This window comes from Pseudomonas marginalis, from assembly GCF_001645105.1.
Classification (GTDB): Bacteria; Pseudomonadota; Gammaproteobacteria; order Pseudomonadales; family Pseudomonadaceae; genus Aquipseudomonas; species Aquipseudomonas petroselini.
Window position 1 is genome coordinate 124146 of the sequence record NZ_LKEG01000034.1, and the last position, 21879, is coordinate 146024.

The 21879-nt window shown below is 57.9% G+C and carries 20 protein-coding genes; 17 read left to right on the top strand and 3 right to left on the bottom strand.

Translation table 11 applies throughout. The features are described 5' to 3' along the window. Positions 1–12 precede the first annotated feature (12 nt). Entirely contained in the window at positions 13–1383 is a 1371-nt protein-coding gene (gene mnmE, locus AO064_RS09935) for a tRNA uridine-5-carboxymethylaminomethyl(34) synthesis GTPase MnmE (protein ID WP_064053174.1), read from the top strand. 84 nt (positions 1384–1467) lie between these two features. On the opposite strand, the gene AO064_RS09940 is transcribed toward mnmE, so the two are convergent. The 3 genes from AO064_RS09940 to AO064_RS09950 all read right to left on the bottom strand — a co-directional run bounded on the left by AO064_RS09940 (position 1468) and on the right by AO064_RS09950 (position 5449). After that, complete coding sequence (locus tag AO064_RS09940) at positions 1468–3906, bottom strand: TonB-dependent siderophore receptor (RefSeq protein WP_064053175.1); 2439 nt, start codon at positions 3904–3906, stop codon at positions 1468–1470. Between the two features lie 92 nt (positions 3907–3998). Next, positions 3999–4943 carry a FecR domain-containing protein gene (locus tag AO064_RS09945; protein ID WP_064053176.1) on the bottom strand — a complete coding sequence of 315 codons (945 nt, stop codon included), beginning with the start codon at positions 4941–4943 and terminating at the stop codon, positions 3999–4001. Further along, positions 4943–5449, bottom strand: a complete 507-nt coding sequence (locus AO064_RS09950; RefSeq protein ID WP_064053177.1) for a sigma-70 family RNA polymerase sigma factor — start codon at positions 5447–5449, stop codon at positions 4943–4945. Before AO064_RS09950 ends, AO064_RS09945 begins: the two co-directional genes overlap by 1 nt. A gap of 565 nt (positions 5450–6014) precedes the next feature. Between AO064_RS09950 and mnmG the strand changes: the two genes are divergently transcribed. The 16 genes from mnmG to glmS all read left to right on the top strand — a co-directional run bounded on the left by mnmG (position 6015) and on the right by glmS (position 21827). Beyond that, positions 6015–7907 carry a tRNA uridine-5-carboxymethylaminomethyl(34) synthesis enzyme MnmG gene (gene mnmG / locus AO064_RS09955; RefSeq protein WP_043206345.1) on the top strand — a complete coding sequence of 631 codons (1893 nt, stop codon included), beginning with the start codon at positions 6015–6017 and terminating at the stop codon, positions 7905–7907. Next, a complete protein-coding gene (rsmG, locus tag AO064_RS09960) occupies positions 7904–8548 on the top strand; it encodes a 16S rRNA (guanine(527)-N(7))-methyltransferase RsmG (protein ID WP_015886652.1) in 645 nt (214 codons plus the stop codon). The genes mnmG and rsmG overlap by 4 nt, the downstream gene beginning before the upstream one ends. Before the next feature lie 18 nt (positions 8549–8566). After that, positions 8567–9364, top strand: coding sequence for a ParA family protein (locus tag AO064_RS09965; RefSeq protein ID WP_015886651.1), 798 nt, complete (start codon positions 8567–8569; stop codon positions 9362–9364). Between the two features lie 9 nt (positions 9365–9373). Further along, positions 9374–10246: a ParB/RepB/Spo0J family partition protein gene (locus tag AO064_RS09970; RefSeq protein ID WP_015886650.1), complete on the top strand. Its 873-nt coding sequence runs from the start codon at positions 9374–9376 to the stop codon at positions 10244–10246. 148 nt (positions 10247–10394) lie between these two features. After that, positions 10395–10802 (top strand): F0F1 ATP synthase subunit I, encoded by a 408-nt coding sequence (locus AO064_RS09975; RefSeq protein ID WP_015886649.1) that lies wholly within the window; start codon positions 10395–10397, stop codon positions 10800–10802. A gap of 16 nt (positions 10803–10818) precedes the next feature. Further along, complete coding sequence (atpB, locus tag AO064_RS09980; RefSeq protein WP_015886648.1) at positions 10819–11688, top strand: F0F1 ATP synthase subunit A; 870 nt, start codon at positions 10819–10821, stop codon at positions 11686–11688. Positions 11689–11821: 133 nt separating this feature from the next. Further along, positions 11822–12079: a F0F1 ATP synthase subunit C gene (gene atpE / locus AO064_RS09985; RefSeq protein WP_002555987.1), complete on the top strand. Its 258-nt coding sequence runs from the start codon at positions 11822–11824 to the stop codon at positions 12077–12079. 57 nt (positions 12080–12136) lie between these two features. Then, a complete protein-coding gene (locus tag AO064_RS09990; RefSeq protein WP_015886647.1) occupies positions 12137–12607 on the top strand; it encodes a F0F1 ATP synthase subunit B in 471 nt (156 codons plus the stop codon). Positions 12608–12619: 12 nt separating this feature from the next. Then, positions 12620–13156, top strand: coding sequence for a F0F1 ATP synthase subunit delta (locus AO064_RS09995; RefSeq protein ID WP_015886646.1), 537 nt, complete (start codon positions 12620–12622; stop codon positions 13154–13156). 21 nt (positions 13157–13177) lie between these two features. Further along, positions 13178–14722 (top strand): F0F1 ATP synthase subunit alpha, encoded by a 1545-nt coding sequence (atpA, locus tag AO064_RS10000; protein WP_003177064.1) that lies wholly within the window; start codon positions 13178–13180, stop codon positions 14720–14722. A 50-nt stretch (positions 14723–14772) separates the two neighbouring features. Then, on the top strand, positions 14773–15633 hold the full coding sequence (gene atpG, locus AO064_RS10005; RefSeq protein WP_003195829.1) for a F0F1 ATP synthase subunit gamma: 861 nt from the start codon (positions 14773–14775) through the stop codon (positions 15631–15633). A gap of 27 nt (positions 15634–15660) precedes the next feature. Further along, positions 15661–17037: a F0F1 ATP synthase subunit beta gene (gene atpD / locus AO064_RS10010; protein ID WP_015886645.1), complete on the top strand. Its 1377-nt coding sequence runs from the start codon at positions 15661–15663 to the stop codon at positions 17035–17037. A 44-nt stretch (positions 17038–17081) separates the two neighbouring features. Next, positions 17082–17498 carry a F0F1 ATP synthase subunit epsilon gene (locus AO064_RS10015; RefSeq protein WP_015886644.1) on the top strand — a complete coding sequence of 139 codons (417 nt, stop codon included), beginning with the start codon at positions 17082–17084 and terminating at the stop codon, positions 17496–17498. A gap of 123 nt (positions 17499–17621) precedes the next feature. Beyond that, positions 17622–18989: a bifunctional UDP-N-acetylglucosamine diphosphorylase/glucosamine-1-phosphate N-acetyltransferase GlmU gene (glmU, locus tag AO064_RS10020; RefSeq protein ID WP_064053178.1), complete on the top strand. Its 1368-nt coding sequence runs from the start codon at positions 17622–17624 to the stop codon at positions 18987–18989. 227 nt (positions 18990–19216) lie between these two features. After that, the gene (locus tag AO064_RS10025; RefSeq protein WP_015886642.1) at positions 19217–19984 is read left to right on the top strand and encodes a DeoR/GlpR family DNA-binding transcription regulator; all 768 of its coding nucleotides are present in this window, start codon (positions 19217–19219) and stop codon (positions 19982–19984) included. A 10-nt stretch (positions 19985–19994) separates the two neighbouring features. Next, positions 19995–21827 carry a glutamine--fructose-6-phosphate transaminase (isomerizing) gene (glmS, locus tag AO064_RS10030; RefSeq protein WP_015886641.1) on the top strand — a complete coding sequence of 611 codons (1833 nt, stop codon included), beginning with the start codon at positions 19995–19997 and terminating at the stop codon, positions 21825–21827. Positions 21828–21879 lie beyond the last annotated feature (52 nt).

Genomic DNA, 21879 nt, shown 5'->3' on the forward strand with positions numbered 1-21879 from the left:
TGGAATCTGCTGATGAGCGCACCTCGTGAAACCATCGCTGCTGTCGCTACCGCTCAAGGTCGCGGCGGTGTCGGCATCGTTAGAATTTCCGGGCCGCTCGCAAGCGTTGCAGCCAACGCTATCAGCGGCCGTGAATTGAAGCCACGTTATGCCCATTACGGACCGTTCCTGGATGCTGACCAAAGTGTGCTGGACGAGGGTTTGGCCCTCTATTTTCCAGGCCCGAATTCGTTTACCGGGGAAGATGTCCTGGAATTACAGGGTCACGGTGGCCCGGTTGTCCTGGATATGTTGCTGCAACGTTGCCTGCAACTGGGCTGTCGCTTGGCCAGGCCAGGTGAATTCAGCGAACGGGCCTTTCTCAATGAAAAGCTCGACCTGGCTCAGGCTGAGGCCATTGCTGATTTGATCGAAGCCAGTTCTGCACAGGCTGCACGTAATGCACTGCGCTCGCTGCAGGGCGCGTTCTCCCTGCGTGTGCATAACTTGACCGAGCAACTGATCAGCCTGCGTATTTACGTCGAGGCCGCGATTGATTTTCCCGAGGAAGAAATCGACTTTCTCGCCGATGGCCACGTATTGGCGATGCTGGATAAAGTTCGTGATGAGTTATCCACAGTCCTGCGCGAAGCGGGGCAAGGCGCGCTGCTGCGTGACGGCATGACGGTGGTGATCGCTGGGCGGCCGAATGCGGGTAAATCCAGCCTGCTCAATGCGCTGGCGGGGCGTGAAGCCGCCATCGTCACCGAGATTGCCGGTACCACCCGGGATATCCTGCGCGAACATATCCACATCGACGGCATGCCACTGCATGTAGTCGACACAGCAGGTTTGCGTGATACCGACGATCAGGTGGAAAAGATCGGCGTGGAACGCGCACTCAAAGCCATCGGCGAAGCGGATCGGGTGTTGCTGGTGGTGGATGCCACGGCGCCCGAGGCTGCGGATCCTTTTGCATTGTGGCCGGAATTCCTCGAGCAACGGCCGGACCCGGCCAAAGTCACCTTGATTCGCAACAAAGCCGACTTGACGGGTGAAGCCATTGCCATGGAAACCAGCGCGGATGGCCATGTCACTCTAAGCTTGAGCGCGAAATCAGCAGGTGAAGGTCTGGAATTGCTGCGCGACCACCTCAAGGCGTGCATGGGTTACGAGCAGACCTCGGAAAGCAGCTTCAGTGCGCGCCGCAGGCATCTAGAGGCGTTGCGTCATGCGAGCGCAGCGTTGGAGCATGGTCGGGCGCAATTGACCTTGGCGGGGGCAGGGGAGCTGCTGGCTGAGGATTTACGCCAGGCGCAGCAACTGCTGGGAGAAATCACCGGCGCATTCAGCTCCGATGATTTGTTGGGGCGGATATTTTCCAGCTTCTGCATCGGCAAATAACCAAGTTATCCACACCCCCTGTAGGCGCTGGCTTGCCAGCGATAGCGGCCTGAAGAACGGCAGAATTCTTCAGGCCCTCATCTATCACCAGTTGTACGAAACCGTCCCAAGCAGCGTACGGCTTTCACCCCAATAGCAGCGGCCTGCGTCGTTGCAACCAGATACATATTCCTTGTCGAACAGGTTCTTGGCGTTCACGTCCACAGACCAATGTTTGTCGATCTGATAGCCAACGGCTGCGTCCACCAAGGTGACGCTTCCTGCATCCAACTTCCCGTACAGCGTTGGCGCGGTGTAGGAAAAGGTGCTGTCGAAATAACGCACACCGCCGCCCAGGGACAAGCCTTTGAGTTGGCCATCAAGGAATCGGTACTTGCTCCACACCGAAGCCTGGTTGCGTGGAACCCCCGTCATCTGGTGCCCTTCGACCAGCGATGTAGCCGAATCCTTGGTAATCCGAGCGTCAGTGTAGGTGTAGGCGGCCGTCACATTCAGGTTGGGCGTGATATTGCTGTTCACCTCGACTTCCGCACCTTTAGCCCGGCTTTCGCCCACCTGGCGATAGCTGTTGGTGGTGGCGTCGAGGTAGGTGTCGTCTTCCTTGCGCAGGTCATACACCGACAGGGTCATCGCCGTATCCCAGCCGATCGGCTCGTACTTCACACCCACTTCGTACTGGCTGCTGGTAATCGGCTTCAGCGGCGAACCGGCATTGGAGATCTGCTGCACCGGCACAAATGCGGTGGAGTAGCTGACGTACGGCGTCAGGCCGTTGTCGAACTGGTACATCACCCCGCCCTGGTAGGTGAACTTGCGGTCTTCCGAGCCGGTGTTGCTGGCCTTGTTGACCTTGTCGCGGAAATCGCTGTCGACCCAGTCCTGACGACCACCCAGCAGGAACAGCCAGTGGTCATACTTGCTCTGGATCTGTGCATAAACGCCTTTCATCTGCTGCTCGAGCAAGGTGTTTTGCACCGCCACGGGCGTAAGTGGATCACGCACATACACGGGGTTATACACATTGATGGTGCCGGCGAAACCGGCATCCCAATCCTGATTGAAAGAGGTGCGGTCATAGCTGGCACCCAACAGCACGGTGTTTTCCAGGCCACCCACCTGGAATTTGCCTTCCAACTGGTTATCCAGGGAATACACCATCGACTTGTTGTAGCGGTCGTAGGCGGTCATGTTCAGTTGTGTACCGAATCCGCGGTTATTCAGCGCGCTGGGCCAGGTTTCATGACGGTTGATGCGGGACTGCATATACCGCGAGTTCTGACGGAACTGCCAATCATCGTTGAAGCTGTGGCTGAATTCGTAACCGGTGCTCCAGGCTTCACGTTCAAATGTGTTCCAGTCCGGGTCGCCGAGCAGGGTGTGCTTGGACAGCTTGCCATTGGGATTTTTCAGCAAGGTGCCCGCGGCCGGTAGGCCAAGTTCGAGATTGGTGTGGTCCTTTTGGTAATTGGCTAACAGGGTGAGGGTGTTGTAGTCGTCGAAATTCAGGGTCAGCGAGGGGGCGATGTACAGGCGATCATCTGGCACATGGTCAGTCTGTGTGTCGGATTTTCGACCAAGCATCACAACCCGGCCAAGGATATTGCCGCTGTCATTGAGCGGCCCCGAGATATCCACACCCAACTGACGCCGATTATTCGAGCCATACCCCAGCTGGACTTCACCTTGCGGCGTGGCAGTCGGGTGTTTGCTCACCAGGTTCACCAAGCCGCCAGGTGCGTTTTCGCCGTAGAGCAGGGAAGAGGGGCCACGGAAGATTTCGACGCGCTCCAGGCCATACGGCTCACTGGTGGTGTCATACCGATTGCCTTGTAAGCGTAGGCCATCTCGCAGCAAACCGTAGCCGTAATCCGTGGCATTGAAACCACGAATGAAGAACAGGTCACCGGCCAGACCGTCGCCGGCAGCAAAAGGTGGCGCGAAGATACCTGGCACGTAGCCCAACACTTCCGTCAGGGTTTGCGACTTTTGGTCCTTGATACGCTGGCTGGTGACCACCGATGCCGAACGCGGTGTTTCTGACAGGGGCGTGCTGGTCTTGGTACCGATGCGGCTGTTTTGTGCCTTGTAGCCCACATCCCCGGCGATCTCCTGGTTGAAACCGCTTTGTTGATAAGTGCTGACTGTGGTGGGCGCAAGCGTGAGTTGCCCTGCGGGAATGACTTGCAGGACATAGCTGCCGGGCGCCTGGGATACCGCTTGTAACCCCGAGTTCTGCAGCAACAGCGCAAAGCCTTGCTCCACCGAATACTCGCCCTCAAGCCCGGTCGTGCTCAAACGCGCGGTTTGCTGGGGTGAGAAAGACAGAATCACGTTCGCTTTGGCCGCAAATTGGCTCAAGGCATTGTCCAGGGGACCGGCTGCAATGACGTAGTGCTGCACCGCGCTGGCGGCCAGGGCATCAGTGGATAACAAAACACTGGCGGTGGCTGCCGTGCCGAGCAGCAGGCTGCACGTCATACCGTGGTAGGAAAGTCGTTGGCGGAGCTTGGAAGGGAGGCGCATAGGTGGATAAGCCCTGAAGGTGACGTCGTGATTACCTGTAGGGCCGTGTCAGGTAAAAAAAAGATAACCCCTGGTGCGGATATTTTTTGCGATCAACCGATTCGCTTGACCGAAACCCAATAACGGGTGAAGTACTTCACCTGGATCGGCAGTGTTGCCTGCAGATTGGCCAGTACCGCGTCGGTGGAATCCAGGCGGAAGGTCCCGGAGACACGCAGGCGTGCCGACGCCAAGTCGCATTGCAGGACGCCAGGGCGGTAGCGGGCGAGGTCTTCGATCACCTCTCCGAGGCGAGCATTCAATACGATCAACTGACCCTCGACCCAGGCCGCCTGTGAGCTGCGGTACGCGTGGTTAACCCCCACGTGTTGGCGATCAAAGTCAGCGCTTTCACCGGCACTGAGTAGCCGCGCATGGTTGGGTTGGTCACCAGGCGCTACGCTCACCCGATCCTCCAGGACGCCGACACGTGTGGAATCTGGCAACTGGCGCACGTTGAATGTGGTGCCCAAGGCCTGGATTCGGCCTTGGCGGGTCTCGACATAAAAGGGCGTTTGGCCACCCCCCTTGCCTGTGTGGATAAGTACTTCACCTTCACGCAGTCGGATCAAACGCTGACGCCCATCGAATACCACGTCAATTGCCGTACGGGTGTTCAGATCAATTCGCGTGCCGTCAGCCAGCTCGACACGTCGGCGCTCACCCACGGAGGTCCGGTAGTCGGCCCATACGTTGCCAAGGGGCGTGTGTTGCTGAACATTCCAGCCGAGGTACCCGGTACCGCCCAACACCAGCATCCACTTCAACACCTGGCGACGTTGCTGGCTGGTCGACAATGCGCGGCGGGTGAAATCCTGGGGCAGGGCGCCGAGGCTGCGCTGCAACTGCTCCATCTGGTTCCACGCGGCCTGATGGGACGGATCGCCGTTGAGCCATTGTTGCCAGGCATGGCGCTCGGCGGCGGTCGGTGTCTGGGATTGAAACTGCACATACCAACTGGCAGCGGCCTCGAAGGTCTTGCGATCAGGCGCCGCCATTACAAGCTGGCCATGATCAGCGAGCATTCAGTCAATGCACGGATCATGTGCTTCTTCACCGTGGTCAGTGAGACCTGGAGCTGATCGGCAATCTGTTGATAAGTCAGCCCCTCGATCTGCGACAGCATGAAAATCCGCCGGGCCCGCTCGCCGAGTGCAGACAAGGCTTTATCCACAGCCACTAACGTCTCGAGGATGATGGCTTTATCTTCTTCGCTGATGGCTATCGCTTCAGGCCGTTCGGCCAAGGTCTGCTTGTAGGCCTGTTCGATAGCGTGCCGACGGTAACGATCAATCACCAGGCCTCTGGCGATGGTCGCCAAATAGTCACGCGGTTCAACGATCTGCGCCGCATGCCGCCCGCCCAGGATGCGCACGAACGTATCGTGCGCCACATCGGCCGCATCGCAGGCGTTATGCAACTTACCTTTGAGCCACCCATGCAGCCAGGAATGGTGCTGCTCATAGATGTTCTGGACCGCAGCCGTGTGTGAGGAAGGGGACATAGGGCATGACAAGGCAGGTTAATGATAATCGCTATTATTAACTGCCCTGCGGTTTTCTCACAATAGATCTCTTTTTGCCGTGCTCACCACCGAGTGGAAGGTTTCGGCTGGCATTGTCGTGGACAGAATACAGCCAGATTCACTGATTTCTGTGGATTAAGCCCTGTGAATAACCGCTCCTGTGCCCAGTTGATAACAGGTCCTGAAACCTGAGCAAAAACCCCTCTGTGGATAACCACCTGTTTAATCCACAGGCTTAAAGCACTTATCCAACGGCCTCATTGCCACATGACCACAGACTTTTGAATCGCTGTACACAACGTAAATTAAGGCCTGTAGAGATCTATCCACAGAAATGCTATTCAGTAGAAATAAACATAAAAACAAAGCTTTAATATATTTCTCTCTTTTAATTTCTATTGTCTGTGATTCATCCACAGCTGGTTAAATTTTGTGCAAAGGGTTCTTTAGGAAGGGCTAAGTCCCTATACTTGCCGCCAAAGCTCTAAAACCAGCTCAACCAATCAATTCCTAATTACCTACATAAGCAGGCACGAGGTGCGTGGTGGATTTCCCTTCCCGTTTTGAAGTGATCGTCATCGGCGGCGGTCATGCCGGTACCGAGGCAGCACTGGCGTCAGCACGCATGGGCGTAAAAACCCTGTTGTTGACGCATAACGTGGAAACCCTCGGTGCCATGAGTTGCAACCCCGCCATCGGTGGGATCGGCAAAAGCCACCTGGTCAAGGAAATCGACGCCCTTGGCGGTGTGATGGCCATGGCGACCGACAAAGGTGGCATCCAATTTCGCGTGCTCAACAGCCGCAAAGGTCCGGCCGTACGTGCCACTCGGGCACAGGCTGACCGCATCCTGTATAAGGCTGCCGTGCGCGAAACCCTGGAAAACCAGCCGAACCTGTGGATATTTCAACAAGCAGCGGATGACCTGATCGTCGAGCAGGACCAGGTACGCGGTGTCGTCACGCAAATGGGCCTGCGCTTCCTGGCAGAATCCGTGGTGTTGACCACCGGCACGTTCCTCGGTGGACTTATCCACATTGGTATGCAGAATTACTCCGGTGGCCGCGCCGGCGATCCGCCATCGATTGCCCTGGCAAAACGCCTGCGGGAACTGCCGCTGCGCGTAGGTCGCTTGAAAACCGGGACCCCGCCGCGTATTGACGGGCGTTCTGTGGACTTCTCGGTGATGACCGAACAAGCCGGCGATACGCCGATCCCAGTCATGTCGTTCATGGGTTCCAAAGAGCAGCACCCCAAACAGGTCAGCTGCTGGATTACCCACACCAATGCACGTACCCACGAGATCATCGCCGCGAACCTCGACCGTTCGCCGATGTATTCCGGGGTGATCGAAGGCATTGGCCCGCGTTATTGCCCGTCGATCGAAGACAAGATCCATCGCTTTGCCGACAAGGAAAGCCACCAGGTCTTCATCGAACCCGAAGGCTTGACCACCCACGAGCTGTACCCGAACGGGATTTCCACTTCCCTGCCGTTCGACGTGCAAATCCAGATCGTGCAATCGATTCGCGGTATGGAAAACGCACACATCGTGCGTCCGGGCTACGCCATCGAGTACGACTACTTCGACCCGCGTGACCTGAAGTACAGCCTGGAAACCAAAGTGATCGGCGGTCTGTTCTTCGCTGGGCAAATCAACGGCACTACCGGTTACGAAGAAGCCGGCGCCCAGGGTTTGCTGGCCGGGACCAATGCCGCACTGCGTGCTCAAGGCAAAGACAGCTGGTGCCCGCGTCGCGATGAAGCGTACATCGGTGTGTTGGTGGACGACCTGATTACCCTGGGTACCCAGGAACCGTACCGGATGTTCACTTCCCGGGCGGAATATCGCCTGATCCTGCGGGAAGACAACGCCGACCTGCGCCTGACCGAGAAAGGTCGCGAGCTGGGCCTGGTCGATGACGCACGCTGGGAAGCCTTCTGCAAAAAACGCGAAAGCATCACGCTCGAAGAGCAGCGTCTGAAAAGCACCTGGGTTCGCCCGGGCACTGAACAAGGCGACGCGATTGCGGAAAAATTCGGCACGCCGCTGACCCACGAGTACAACTTGTTGAACCTGCTGTCGCGTCCGGAAATCGACTACGCCGGTCTGGTCGAAGTAACCGGCCAGGGCGCAGAAGACCCACAGGTTGCCGAGCAGGTCGAAATCAAGACCAAATACGCCGGTTACATTGACCGCCAGCAGGATGAGATCGCTCGCCTGCGCGCCAGTGAAGACACCAAGCTGCCTACGGATATCGACTACACCGGAATTTCCGGGCTGTCGAAAGAAATCCAAAGCAAGCTGGGGATAACTCGGCCGCAGACTTTGGGCCAGGCTTCACGTATCCCCGGCGTCACCCCGGCAGCGATTTCGCTGTTGATGATCCATTTGAAAAAACGCGGCGCGGGCCGTCAGTTGGAGCAAAGCGCTTGAGTTCGTTGGTCACCTCGCAACACGCCGAAGAGTTATCCACAGGTGCGCGCCAGTTGGGCGTCGACCTGACCCCGGCCCAGCATGAATTGCTGTTGGGCTACCTGGCCCTGTTGATCAAATGGAACAAGGCTTACAACCTGACCGCAGTGCGTGATCCCGACGAAATGGTCTCCCGCCATCTGCTCGACAGCTTGAGCGTGATGCCGTTTATCGAAAACGGCCGTTGGCTCGACGTGGGCAGTGGCGGCGGCATGCCCGGCATCCCGCTGGCGATCCTGTTTCCCGAGTCGCAAGTGACCTGCCTTGATAGCAATGGCAAGAAGACCCGCTTCCTGACTCAGGTCAAACTCGAACTCAAACTGGATAACCTGCAAGTTATCCACAGCCGGGTCGAAGGCTTCACGCCTGAACAGCCTTTCAACGGAATCGTTTCCCGGGCATTCAGCAGCATGGAGAACTTCAGCAACTGGACCCGCCATCTGGGCGATCGTGACACCCGTTGGCTGGCAATGAAGGGCGTTCATCCAAGCGACGAGCTGTTAGCATTGCCGGCAGACTTCCACCTCGATAGCGAACACGCCTTGGCCGTACCCGGTTGCCAAGGCCAACGCCATCTGCTGATACTGCGCCGCACGGCATGATTGGGAACACAAGCAAGAATGGCTAAGGTATTCGCGATAGCGAACCAGAAAGGTGGCGTGGGCAAAACCACCACCTGCATCAACCTCGCAGCATCCCTGGTCGCTACCAAGCGTCGGGTGCTGCTGATCGATCTCGATCCACAGGGCAACGCCACCATGGGTAGCGGTGTGGATAAACACGGCCTGGAAAACTCGGTCTACGACCTGCTGATTGGTGAGTGCGACCTGGCCCAAGCCATGCACTACTCCGAACACGGCGGTTACCAACTGCTGCCGGCCAACCGCGATTTGACCGCGGCGGAAGTGGTGCTGCTGGAAATGCAGATGAAAGAAAGCCGTCTGCGCAGCGCATTGGCGCCGATCCGCGAGAACTACGACTACATTTTGATCGACTGCCCACCGTCATTGTCGATGCTGACATTGAACGCGCTGGTGGCCGCCGACGGCGTGATTATCCCCATGCAGTGTGAGTACTACGCACTGGAAGGTTTGAGCGACCTTGTGGATAACATCAAGCGTATTGCCGAGCTGCTCAACCCGAACCTGCAGATCGAAGGCTTGCTGCGCACCATGTTCGATCCGCGCCTGAGCCTGATGAATGATGTGTCGGCCCAGCTCAAGGAACACTTCGGCGAGCAGTTGTACGACACCGTGATTCCACGCAACATCCGCCTGGCCGAAGCACCCAGCTATGGCATGCCTGCGCTGGCATACGACAAGACTTCGCGTGGTGCCATTGCCTACCTGGCGCTGGCCGGCGAGATGGTTCGTCGCCAACGCCGCAACTCACGCACCGCTGCAGCCCAGCCAACTTAAGGAATCCCCATGGCCGTCAAGAAACGAGGTCTCGGACGTGGACTGGATGCACTGTTGAGTGGTCCGACCGTCACATCGCTTGAAGAACAGGCGGTGCAGGCCGACGAACGCGAGCTGCAACACTTGCCCCTGGACCTTATCCAGCGCGGCAAATACCAGCCTCGCCGGGACATGGACCCGCAGGCGCTGGAAGAGCTGGCCAATTCGATCAAGGCTCAGGGCGTGATGCAGCCGATCGTGGTGCGTCCGATTGGGGGTGGCCGCTTTGAAATCATCGCCGGTGAACGCCGCTGGCGCGCGAGCCAGCAGGCCGGCAAGGACACCATCCCGGCGATGGTGCGCGATGTGCCGGATGAAACCGCCATCGCCATGGCGTTGATCGAGAACATCCAGCGCGAAGACCTCAACCCGATTGAAGAAGCCATCGCGCTGCAACGTTTGCAGCAGGAATTCCAGCTGACCCAACAACAAGTGGCCGAGGCGGTGGGGAAATCCCGCGTTACCGTTTCGAACTTGCTGCGCCTGATCGCACTGCCGGAAGTCATCAAGACCATGCTTTCCCACGGCGATCTGGAGATGGGTCACGCCCGTGCTTTGCTCGGTTTGCCGGAAAATCAACAGGTTGAAGGGGCGCGACACGTTGTCGCACGAGGTCTCACCGTTCGTCAGACCGAGGCCCTGGTTCGCCAATGGCTCAGCGGCAAACCTGCACCGGTCGAAACGGCCAAACCTGATCCGGATATCGCACGTCTCGAGCAGCGCCTGGCCGAGCGCCTAGGCTCTGCGGTGCAAATTCGCCACGGTAAGAAAGGCAAAGGACAATTGGTCATCGGATATAACTCCCTTGATGAGCTTCAGGGCGTCCTTGCTCACATCCGCTGAAACATTTGCTTATGTAGCGCGTGATCGGAAATCACTACCCGGCAGTTGAATAGGGGCAGAACCGCCCCTATACTCTGCGCGCATTTTGTCGGCACAAATTATGCCAAGTTATTGATTTCCGGCAGCCGACCATTGAGGAGCAAGAGTGATGGAAACCCGCACGCCAAACACGTTGCCGTTCCATCGCTTGGCCGTTTTTCCGGTTTTATTGGCTCAATTTGTCGTTTTGCTGATCGCCGCATTGGCGCTTTGGTATTGGCATGGAGTCGTAGCCGGATATTCAGGACTTTGCGGAGGCCTGATAGCCTTGCTGCCCAATATGTATTTTGCTCACAGGGCCTTTCGGTTTTCCGGCGCCCGAGCAGCCCAGGCTATCGTCCGGTCTTTTTATGCCGGCGAGGCGGGGAAACTGATTTTGACGGCAGTGCTGTTTGCACTGACCTTTGCAGGTGTGAAGCCATTGGCGCCGCTGGCTGTATTCGGCGTCTTCGTGTTGACCCAACTGGTCAGCTGGTTCGCTCCCCTGCTAATGAAAACAAGACTTTCGAAACCTTAGGGCGTTTGAGGCAACCATGGCAGAAACAACCGCTTCGGGCTATATCCAGCACCACTTGCAGAACCTGACCTTCGGTCAGCTTCCTAATGGCGGCTGGGGCTTTGCCCACTCCGCAGCAGAGGCCAAAGAAATGGGCTTCTGGGCTTTCCACCTGGACACTCTGGGCTGGTCGGTCGCATTGGGTCTGATCTTCGTCCTGATTTTCCGCATGGCGGCAAAGAAGGCAACGTCCGGTCAGCCAGGTGCTTTGCAGAACTTCGTTGAAGTACTGGTCGAATTCGTCGATGGCAGCGTGAAAGACAGCTTCCATGGCCGTAGCCCGGTGATTGCACCGTTGGCACTGACCATCTTCGTCTGGGTGTTCCTGATGAACGCCGTCGACCTGATCCCGGTCGACTGGATTCCTCAGCTGGCCATCCTGATTACGGGCGATGCGCACATTCCATTCCGTGCCGTATCGACGACTGACCCTAACGCCACCCTGGGCATGGCCCTGTCGGTGTTTGCGTTGATCATTTTCTACAGCATCAAGGTCAAGGGCATCGGCGGCTTTATCGGCGAACTGACCCTGCACCCGTTCGGCAGCAAGAACATCTTCGTTCAAGCCCTGCTGATTCCGGTGAACTTCCTGCTGGAATTCGTGACCCTGATCGCCAAGCCGATTTCCCTGGCGCTGCGACTGTTCGGCAACATGTATGCCGGCGAGCTGGTGTTCATTCTGATCGCTGTGATGTTCGGCAGTGGTCTGCTCTGGCTTAGCGGCCTGGGCGTGGTTCTGCAGTGGGCGTGGGCTGTGTTCCACATCCTGATCATTACCCTGCAGGCCTTCATCTTCATGATGCTGACCATCGTCTACCTGTCGATGGCACACGAAGAGAACCATTAAGACCAGTCTCGACTAGTCTGATGTCCTTCCCGGTGAAACGGGAAGGTGGCCCACCAGGGCTATGAAACGATTTGTTTTACCGCTTTAAAATCTAAAAAACCTAAACCATACGACGTAAAAGTCGGGAGGAAAGATGGAAACTGTAGTTGGTCTAACCGCTATCGCTGTTGCACTGTTGATCGGCCTGGGCGCCCTGGGTACTGCCATTGGTTTCGGCCTGCTGGGCGGCAAATTCCTGGAAGGCGCAGCGCGTCAACCAGAAATGGTTCCAATGCTGCAAGTTAAAATGTTCATCGTCGCCGGCCTGCTCGACGCCGTGACCATGATCGGCGTTGGTATCGCTCTGTTCTTCACCTTCGCGAACCCCTTCGTTGGTCAACTCGCTGGCTAATCACTCGAATTTTCGAGTTGATTGGAGTGATGGACAACGAATGAGCGAGGTGTTGGCGTGAACATTAATGCAACCCTGATTGGCCAATCCGTTGCGTTCTTCATTTTTGTAGTGTTTTGCATGAAGTTCGTGTGGCCTCCGGTCATCGCGGCTTTGCACGAACGTCAGAAGAAGATCGCTGATGGCTTGGACGCTGCCAGCCGTGCAGCTCGCGACCTGGAGTTGGCCCAAGAGAAAGTGGGTCATCAACTGCGCGATGCTAAAGCACAGGCAGCTGAAATCATTGAGCAAGCCAAGAAGCGCGGTAACCAGATCGTCGAAGAGGCTGTTGAAAAAGCCCGCGTCGAAGCTGACCGTGTGAAGGCTTCGGCTCATGCCGAGATCGAACAGGAACTGAACGGCGTCAAAGACGCGCTGCGTGCCCAACTGGGTGCTCTGGCGGTCGGCGGTGCTGAGAAGATCCTCGGTGCCACAATCGATCAAAACGCGCACGCGGAGCTGGTTAACAAACTGGCTGCTGAAATTTAAGCGAGGGCGATCATGGCAGAACTGACCACGTTGGCCCGACCTTACGCTAAGGCAGCCTTCGAGCACGCCCAGGCCCACCAGCAGCTGGCCTCTTGGTCAGCCATGCTCGGCCTGGCTGCAGCAGTGTCGCAAGACGACACCATGCAGCGCGTGCTCAAGGCCCCGCGCCTGACGAGCGCAGACAAGGCCGCCACTTTTATTGAAGTGTGCGGCGACAAGTTTGATGTGAAAGTGCAGAACTTCATCCACGTCGTTGCCGAAAACGACCGTCTCCCGCTTTTGCCGGAGATTGCCGCTCTGTTCGACCTGTACAAGGCCGAAGCAGAGAAATCGGTAGACGTTGAAGTGACCAGTGCTTTTGCATTGAACCAAGAACAGCAAGACAAACTCGCCAAGGTTCTCAGTGCACGACTCAATCGGGAAGTGCGCCTGCAAGCTTCGGAGGACGCATCCCTGATTGGTGGTGTTGTTATCCGTGCCGGCGACCTGGTTATCGATGGCTCGATTCGCGGCAAAATCGCGAAACTTGCCGAAGCATTGAAATCTTGAGTTTGAAGGGGCAGCAGAGCAATGCAGCAACTCAATCCTTCCGAAATAAGTGAAATTATCAAGGGCCGCATCGACAAGCTCGATGTGACCTCCCAAGCCCGTAACGAAGGCACTGTCGTCAGCGTATCTGACGGCATCGTGCGGATTCACGGTCTGGCCGACGTTATGTACGGCGAGATGATCGAGTTTCCGGGCGGCGTCTACGGTATGGCCCTCAACCTGGAGCAAGACTCCGTAGGTGCCGTTGTATTGGGCGCGTACACCAGTCTGGCTGAAGGCATGAGCGCCAAGTGCACCGGCCGCATCCTGGAGGTTCCGGTTGGTAAGGAACTGCTGGGTCGCGTAGTCGACGCACTGGGTAACCCTGTTGACGGTAAAGGTCCACTGGGCAACACCGAGACCGACGCGGTCGAGAAAGTTGCTCCAGGCGTGATCTGGCGTAAGTCGGTAGACCAGCCTGTACAGACTGGCTACAAGGCTGTCGATGCCATGATCCCTGTCGGCCGTGGCCAGCGTGAGCTGATCATCGGTGACCGTCAGATCGGTAAAACCGCTCTGGCGATCGACGCGATCATCAATCAGAAGAACAGCGGCATTTTCTGCGTCTACGTAGCCATCGGTCAGAAGCAATCGACCATCGCCAACGTGGTTCGCAAGCTGGAAGAAAACGGCGCCCTGGCCAACACGATCATCGTGGCTGCCAGTGCTTCGGAATCTCCTGCGCTGCAATTCCTGGCACCGTACTCCGGTTGCACCATGGGTGAATTCTTCCGCGACCGCGGTGAAGACGCGCTGATCGTTTATGACGATCTGTCCAAGCAAGCAGTGGCTTACCGCCAGATTTCCCTGCTGCTGCGCCGTCCACCAGGCCGTGAAGCCTACCCAGGCGACGTGTTCTATCTCCACTCCCGTCTGCTGGAGCGCGCATCCCGCGTTTCTGAAGAATACGTAGAGAAGTTCACTAACGGCGCAGTGACCGGCAAAACCGGTTCCCTGACCGCATTGCCGATCATCGAAACCCAGGCTGGCGACGTTTCCGCGTTCGTTCCGACCAACGTGATTTCCATCACCGACGGTCAGATCTTCCTGGAATCGGCCATGTTCAACTCGGGCATCCGCCCTGCAGTGAACGCCGGTGTTTCGGTATCCCGTGTGGGTGGTGCCGCTCAGACCAAGATCATCAAGAAGCTCTCCGGTGGTATCCGTACCGCTCTGGCTCAGTACCGTGAACTGGCGGCATTCGCCCAGTTCGCTTCTGACCTGGACGAAGCGACCCGTAAGCAACTTGAGCATGGTCAGCGCGTTACCGAGCTGATGAAGCAGAAGCAATACGCCCCAATGTCGATCGCTGACATGGCGTTGTCGCTGTATGCCGCTGAGCGTGGGTTCCTGACCGACGTTGAAATCGCCAAGGTCGGCAGCTTTGAACAAGCGCTGATTGCTTACTTCAACCGCGATCACGCCGAATTGATGGCGAAGATCAACGTGAAGGGTGACTTCAATGACGATATCGACGCTGGCATGAAAGCCGGTATCGAGAAGTTCAAGGCCACCCAAACCTGGTAAGCCGCAGCGGGAGCCGCAAGGCTCCCGCTTGCTAACCTGATAGGTGTTACATGGCAGGCGCAAAAGAGATTCGCAGTAAGATTGCGAGCATCAAAAGCACGCAAAAAATTACCAGCGCCATGGAAAAAGTGGCGGTCAGCAAAATGCGCAAGGCACAAATGCGCATGGCTGCTAGCCGTCCTTATGCGGAACGTATCCGCCAGGTAATTGGGCATCTGGCCAACGCCAACCCGGAATACCGCCACCCGTTCATGATCGAACGCGCCGTCAAGCGTGTGGGTTATGTGGTAGTGAGCAGTGACCGTGGTTTGTGCGGTGGTTTGAATACCAACCTGTTCAAGGCCCTGGTCAAGGACATGGCGGTAAACCGCGAAAACGGCGTCGAGATCGATCTGTGTGTAGTTGGTAGCAAGGGTGCGGCCTTTTTCCGTAACTTCGGCGGTAACGTCGTTGCAGCTATCAGCCACCTGGGTGAAGAGCCGTCGATCAATGATTTGATCGGCAGTGTGAAGGTGATGCTGGATGCGTACTTGGAAGGCCGGATTGACCGCCTGTCCGTGGTATCCAACAAGTTCATCAACACCATGACCCAGCAGCCAACCGTGGAGCAATTGATTCCACTGGTGGCGACTCCGGATCAGGAACTCAAGCACCACTGGGACTACCTCTACGAACCAGACGCCAAAGAGCTGCTTGACGGCTTGATGGTGCGCTACGTGGAGTCGCAGGTGTACCAGGCGGTGGTCGAGAACAACGCAGCTGAACAAGCGGCGCGGATGATCGCGATGAAAAACGCTACCGATAACGCCGGTGATCTGATCAGCGATTTGCAGCTGATCTACAACAAGGCGCGTCAGGCTGCGATCACCCAAGAGATCTCGGAAATCGTCGGCGGCGCTGCCGCGGTTTAACGGTTCAAATATTCAGAGGATCCAGCTATGAGTAGCGGACGTATCGTTCAAATCATCGGCGCCGTTATCGACGTGGAATTTCCACGCGACAGCGTACCGAGCATCTACAACGCGCTGAAAGTACAAGGCGCGGAAACTACTCTGGAAGTTCAGCAGCAGCTGGGCGACGGCGTAGTTCGTACCATTGCGATGGGTTCCACCGAAGGCTTGAAGCGCGGTCTGGACGTTGTCGACACTGGCGCTGCCATCTCCGTACCGGTCGGTAAAGCGACCCTGGGCCGGATCATGGACGTACTGGGCAACCCGATTGACGAAGCTGGCCCGATCGACACCGAAGAGCGCTGGGGCATTCACCGTCCAGCACCTTCGTTCGCCGAACAAGCTGGCGGCAACGACCTGCTGGAAACCGGCATCAAGGTTATCGACCTGGTTTGCCCGTTCGCCAAGGGCGGTAAAGTCGGTCTGTTCGGTGGTGCCGGTGTAGGCAAGACCGTAAACATGATGGAACTGATCCGTAACATCGCCATCGAGCACAGCGGTTATTCCGTGTTCGCCGGTGTGGGTGAGCGTACTCGTGAGGGTAACGACTTCTACCACGAGATGAAGGACTCCAACGTTCTGGACAAAGTGGCACTGGTTTACGGTCAGATGAACGAGCCGCCGGGAAACCGTCTGCGCGTAGCACTGACTGGCCTGACCATGGCCGAGAAGTTCCGTGACGAAGGTAACGACGTTCTGCTGTTCGTCGACAACATCTACCGTTACACCCTGGCCGGTACTGAAGTATCCGCACTGCTGGGCCGTATGCCTTCGGCAGTAGGTTACCAGCCGACCCTGGCTGAAGAGATGGGCGTTCTGCAAGAACGTATCACTTCGACCAAGGAAGGTTCGATCACTTCGATCCAAGCGGTATACGTACCTGCGGATGACTTGACCGACCCGTCGCCTGCGACCACCTTCGCCCACTTGGACGCCACCGTCGTACTGTCCCGTGACATCGCTTCCCTGGGTATCTACCCAGCGGTCGATCCACTCGACTCGACTTCGCGCCAGCTGGACCCGAACGTGATCGGCCAGGAGCACTACGACACCGCTCGCGGCGTTCAGTACGTGCTGCAGCGTTACAAAGAACTGAAGGACATCATTGCGATCCTGGGTATGGACGAGCTGTCGGAAACCGACAAGCAGTTGGTATCTCGCGCTCGTAAGATCCAGCGCTTCTTGTCGCAGCCGTTCTTCGTGGCTGAAGTCTTCACCGGTGCCTCGGGTAAATACGTTTCCCTGAAAGACACCATTGCTGGCTTCAAAGGCATCCTCAACGGTGACTACGACCACCTGCCAGAACAAGCGTTCTACATGGTCGGCGGCATCGAAGAAGCGATCGAGAAAGCCAAGAAACTGTAATCCAAGCGCCCGGCAACGGGCGCTCATCAGGTTGAGGCAATCAGATGGCTATGACAGTCCATTGCGATATCGTCAGCGCGGAAGGGGAAATCTTCTCCGGTCTGGTAGAAATGGTGATTGCACACGGCGACCTGGGTGACCTGGGTATTGCCATGGGCCACGCGCCGTTGATCACCAGCTTGAAGCCAGGTCCGATCACGCTGACCAAGCAAGGCGGGGAAAAAGAGGTGTTTTACATCTCTGGTGGTTTCCTCGAGGTTCAGCCGAACATGGTCAAGGTACTTGCCGACACTGTGCAACGTGCTGGCGACCTGGATGAAGCCTCCGCTCAGGAAGCCGTCAAGGCTGCCGAGAAAGCCCTGAACGAAAAGGGTGCGGACTTCGACTACAGCGCTGCTGCTGTACGTCTGGCTGAGGCTGCAGCTCAGCTGCGCACGCTCCAGCAGATCCGTAAGAAGTAAGCGGCCACGCCGTCATGCTTCATGCGCGATTGATTAAAAAGGGTAGCCTCGGCTACCCTTTTTCTTTTTCAGCAAAACACTTCGTTGGTCTGACGCCGGACCGCCCAGGATTGGTAGCCATTCATGTCTCTTGAAATCGTCATTCTCGCCGCGGGCCAGGGCACCCGTATGCGTTCGGCCCTGCCCAAGGTGCTGCACCCGGTTGCCGGCAACTCCATGCTTGGCCATGTTATCCACAGCGCTCGACAACTCCACCCACAGCGCATTCACGTGGTGATCGGTCACGGTGCGGATGTGGTGCGTGAACGCCTCGCCGCAGACGACTTGAATTTTGTTCTCCAAGACAAGCAACTGGGTACCGGCCACGCCACCGCGCAGGCGGTGCCGTTCATCACCGCCGATACGGTGTTGATCCTCTACGGCGACGTACCGTTGATCGAAGTGGAAACCCTGCAACGCCTCCTCAAGCACGTCGTGCCTGGCCAGATGGGCCTGCTGACCGTCGAACTGGACGACCCTACCGGCTATGGGCGCATCGTGCGTAATGCCGACGGCAAGGTCGCGGCTATCGTGGAGCACAAGGACGCAAGCGAGGCCCAACGCGCGATCACCGAAGGTAACACCGGAATTCTCGCAGTACCGGCCAATAAGCTCGCTGACTGGATGAGCCGTCTGTCCAACAACAATGCTCAAGGCGAGTACTACCTCACCGACGTCATCGAAATGGCCGTGAGCGATGGCCTGCTGGTCGCCACCGAACAACCCCACGACCCGATGGAAGTGCAGGGCGCCAACGACCGTAAGCAGCTTGCAGAGCTTGAACGCCACTACCAGTTGCGCGAAGGTCGTCGCCTGATGGCCCAGGGTGTGACCCTGCGCGACCCGGCACGCTTCGATGTGCGCGGTGAAGTCAGCGTGGGCCGCGATGTGCTGATCGATATCAACGTGATCCTCGAAGGCCGTGTGATCATCGAAGACGACGTGGTGATCGGCCCTAACTGTGTGATCAAGGACAGTACCCTGCGCAAGGGGGCGGTGATCAAGGCCAACAGCCATATCGACGGCGCCGTGATGGGCGAGGGCAGCGATGCCGGCCCGTTTGCGCGGCTGCGTCCGGGGACAGTGATGGGCGCCAGGGCGCACGTTGGCAATTTCGTCGAGCTGAAAAACGCGAAGATGGGTGACGATGCGAAGGCCGGCCACTTGGCCTACCTCGGTGATGCCGTGATCGGTGCTCGCAGCAACATCGGCGCTGGCGCAATCACCTGCAACTACGACGGTGCCAACAAGTACCAGACCACTATTGGTGAGGACGTATTTATCGGCTCGAATAACTCGCTGATTGCGCCAGTGACTATCGGTGATGGTTCGAACACTGCCGCGGGCTCAACCATCAACCAGGATGTGGATAAGTCCCAACTGGCCGTAGCCCGAGCCCGCCAACGCAATATCGACGGCTGGAAACGCCCGGTCAAAATCAAAAAGACCTGAGTTATCCACAATTTCACAGGCAGCATAACGCCAATGTGGGAGGGGGCTTGCTCCCGATGGCGATGGTTCAGTCGATGCAAAGTTGACTGATCTGCCGCCATCGGGAGCAAGCCCCCTCCCACATTTTTTTTGTATAGCTTGAAAAAATGAGGTTTGCTGCTTGACGATCTTTCGCCGATAGGTTTTGATTGCCTTCGTTATCTTTCGAAACGAAACTTATCATCGCCATGTCGAAACGAAATACACCCCAACGGCGCCACAACATCCTGACCTTGCTCAATGAACAGGGCGAAGTCAGCGTGGACGAATTGGCCAAGCGTTTCGAAACCTCGGAAGTCACCATCCGCAAGGACCTGGCCGCGCTGGAAAGCAACGGCCTGTTGCTGCGCCGCTACGGTGGCGCAATCACCATGCCCCAGGAGCTTGTGGGCGATGCCACTCAACCGGTGTCGGTCTACAAGCGTGCGATTGCGCGTGCTGCGGTCATGCGCCTGCGCGAACACGCGCGCATCATTATCGACAGCGGCAGCACCACCGCCGCGATGATACCCGAGCTGGGCCACCAGCCCGGCCTGGTGGTGATGACCAACTCCCTGCACGTGGCCAGCGCCTTGAGCGAACTGGAACACGAGCCGGTGTTGTTGATGACCGGCGGCACCTGGGACCCGCATTCGGATTCGTTCCAGGGCCAGGTCGCCGAGCAAGTACTGCGATCCTACGACTTTGATCAACTGTTCATCGGCGCCGACGGCATCGATTTGCAGCGCGGTACCACCACCTTCAACGAATTGCTGGGCCTGAGCCGTGTGATGGCTGAGGTCGCCCGTGAAGTGGTGGTGATGGTCGAATCGGACAAGATCGGCCGCAAGATTCCCAACCTGGAACTGCCCTGGAGCAGCGTCCATACCCTTATCACCGATGATCGCCTGCCGCTTGAGGCCCGCGACCAGATCCAAGCCCGCGGCATTACGCTGATATGCGCGGCAATCATCTAGGAGAAACACCATGTGTGGCATCGTAGGCGCAGTCGCTGAACGTAACGTAACCGCCATCCTGCTCGAAGGCCTCAAGCGCCTGGAATACCGTGGCTATGACAGCGCCGGTGTGGCCGTCTTCACCAATGCCGGCAAGCTCGAGCGCATGCGCCGCCCGGGCAAGGTCAGCGAGTTGGAGCAAGCCCTGCTTGGCGAGCCGCTGGTCGGTCGCCTGGGGATTGCCCACACCCGTTGGGCGACCCACGGTGCGCCGTGCGAACGCAATGCCCACCCGCACTTCTCCGGTGACCTGGCGGTGGTCCATAACGGCATCATCGAAAACCACGAAGTGCTGCGTGAGCAACTCAAAGGCTTGGGTTATGTGTTCACCTCGGACACCGACACCGAAGTCATCGCTCACCTGCTCAACCACAAACTCAAGGACCTTGGCGACCTGACCGTCGCCCTGAAGGCCACGGTCAAGGAACTGCACGGCGCCTATGGCCTGGCCGTGGTCAGCGCCAGCCAGCCCGACCGCGTGGTTGCCGCCCGCAGTGGCAGCCCGTTGGTGATCGGCCTGGGCCTGGGTGAAAACTTCCTCGCCTCCGACCAACTGGCCCTGCGCCAGGTCACCGACCGCTTCATGTACCTGGAAGAAGGCGATATCGCCGACATCCGCCGTGAAAGCGTGCAGATCTGGGACGTTAACGGTCAATCCGTCGAGCGCGAAGCCGTGCAATACCGCGACGGTGCCGAAGCCGCCGACAAAGGTGAATACCGCCACTTCATGCTCAAGGAAATCCACGAGCAGCCAGCCGTGGTGCAACGCACCCTGGAAGGTCGCCTGAGCCAGAACCAGGTACTGGTCAACGCCTTCGGTCCGCAAGCTGCCGAACTGTTTGCCAAAGTGCGCAACGTGCAGATCGTGGCCTGCGGTACCAGCTACCACGCCGGCATGGTTGCCCGTTACTGGCTGGAAGAACTGGCCGGCATCCCGTGCCAGGTGGAAGTCGCCAGTGAGTTCCGCTACCGCAAGGTGGTGGTGCAACCCGACACCCTGTTCGTGACCATCTCCCAGTCCGGCGAAACCGCCGACACCCTGGCGGCCCTGCGCAATGCCAAGGAGCTGGGCTTCCTGGCCAGCCTGGCCATCTGCAACGTCAGCATCAGCTCCCTGGTGCGCGAATCCGACCTGACCCTGCTGACCCAGGCCGGTCGCGAAATCGGCGTGGCCTCCACCAAAGCCTTCACCACCCAACTGGTTGGCCTGTTGTTGCTCACCCTGTCCCTGGGTCAGGTTCGCGGCACCCTGGCCGAAGGCGTCGAAGCGACCCTGGTCGAAGAACTGCGCCGCCTGCCAACCCGCCTGGGTGAAGCCCTGGCAATGGACAGCACCGTGGAAAAAGTCGCCGAACTGTTCGCCGACAAGAACCACACCCTGTTCCTTGGCCGTGGCGCGCAATACCCAGTGGCGATGGAAGGCTCACTCAAGCTCAAGGAAATTTCGTACATCCACGCTGAAGCCTACCCGGCCGGTGAGCTCAAACACGGCCCATTGGCCCTGGTGGATGACGACATGCCGGTGGTCACCGTGGCGCCGAACAACGAACTGTTGGAAAAACTCAAATCCAACCTGCAGGAAGTCCGCGCCCGTGGTGGCCAGCTGGTGGTGTTCGCCGATGAGAAAGCTGGCATGACCAACGGGGAAGGCACCCACGTCATCAACATGCCGCACATCAATGACACTCTGTCGCCGATCCTCTACACCATCCCGCTGCAACTGCTGTCGTACTACGTTGCCGTGCTCAAGGGCACCGACGTGGACCAGCCGCGCAACCTGGCGAAGTCGGTGACGGTGGAGTAACCCGCTACGCCCTGGAGACCCGCCCGGGTCTCCAGGCTACCGCGAAAGGACG

Coding starts and splice junctions, on each gene's coding strand:
- mnmE (WP_064053174.1), top strand. CDS start 13: ATGAGCGCACCTCGTGAAACCATCGCTGCTGTCGCTACCGCTCAAGGT.
- AO064_RS09940 (WP_064053175.1), bottom strand. CDS start 3,906: ATGCGCCTCCCTTCCAAGCTCCGCCAACGACTTTCCTACCACGGTATG.
- AO064_RS09945 (WP_064053176.1), bottom strand. CDS start 4,943: ATGGCGGCGCCTGATCGCAAGACCTTCGAGGCCGCTGCCAGTTGGTAT.
- AO064_RS09950 (WP_064053177.1), bottom strand. CDS start 5,449: ATGTCCCCTTCCTCACACACGGCTGCGGTCCAGAACATCTATGAGCAG.
- AO064_RS09965 (WP_015886651.1), top strand. CDS start 8,567: ATGGCTAAGGTATTCGCGATAGCGAACCAGAAAGGTGGCGTGGGCAAA.
- AO064_RS09970 (WP_015886650.1), top strand. CDS start 9,374: ATGGCCGTCAAGAAACGAGGTCTCGGACGTGGACTGGATGCACTGTTG.
- AO064_RS09975 (WP_015886649.1), top strand. CDS start 10,395: ATGGAAACCCGCACGCCAAACACGTTGCCGTTCCATCGCTTGGCCGTT.
- atpB (WP_015886648.1), top strand. CDS start 10,819: ATGGCAGAAACAACCGCTTCGGGCTATATCCAGCACCACTTGCAGAAC.
- atpE (WP_002555987.1), top strand. CDS start 11,822: ATGGAAACTGTAGTTGGTCTAACCGCTATCGCTGTTGCACTGTTGATC.
- AO064_RS09995 (WP_015886646.1), top strand. CDS start 12,620: ATGGCAGAACTGACCACGTTGGCCCGACCTTACGCTAAGGCAGCCTTC.
- atpA (WP_003177064.1), top strand. CDS start 13,178: ATGCAGCAACTCAATCCTTCCGAAATAAGTGAAATTATCAAGGGCCGC.
- atpG (WP_003195829.1), top strand. CDS start 14,773: ATGGCAGGCGCAAAAGAGATTCGCAGTAAGATTGCGAGCATCAAAAGC.
- atpD (WP_015886645.1), top strand. CDS start 15,661: ATGAGTAGCGGACGTATCGTTCAAATCATCGGCGCCGTTATCGACGTG.
- AO064_RS10015 (WP_015886644.1), top strand. CDS start 17,082: ATGGCTATGACAGTCCATTGCGATATCGTCAGCGCGGAAGGGGAAATC.
- glmU (WP_064053178.1), top strand. CDS start 17,622: ATGTCTCTTGAAATCGTCATTCTCGCCGCGGGCCAGGGCACCCGTATG.
- AO064_RS10025 (WP_015886642.1), top strand. CDS start 19,217: ATGTCGAAACGAAATACACCCCAACGGCGCCACAACATCCTGACCTTG.
- glmS (WP_015886641.1), top strand. CDS start 19,995: ATGTGTGGCATCGTAGGCGCAGTCGCTGAACGTAACGTAACCGCCATC.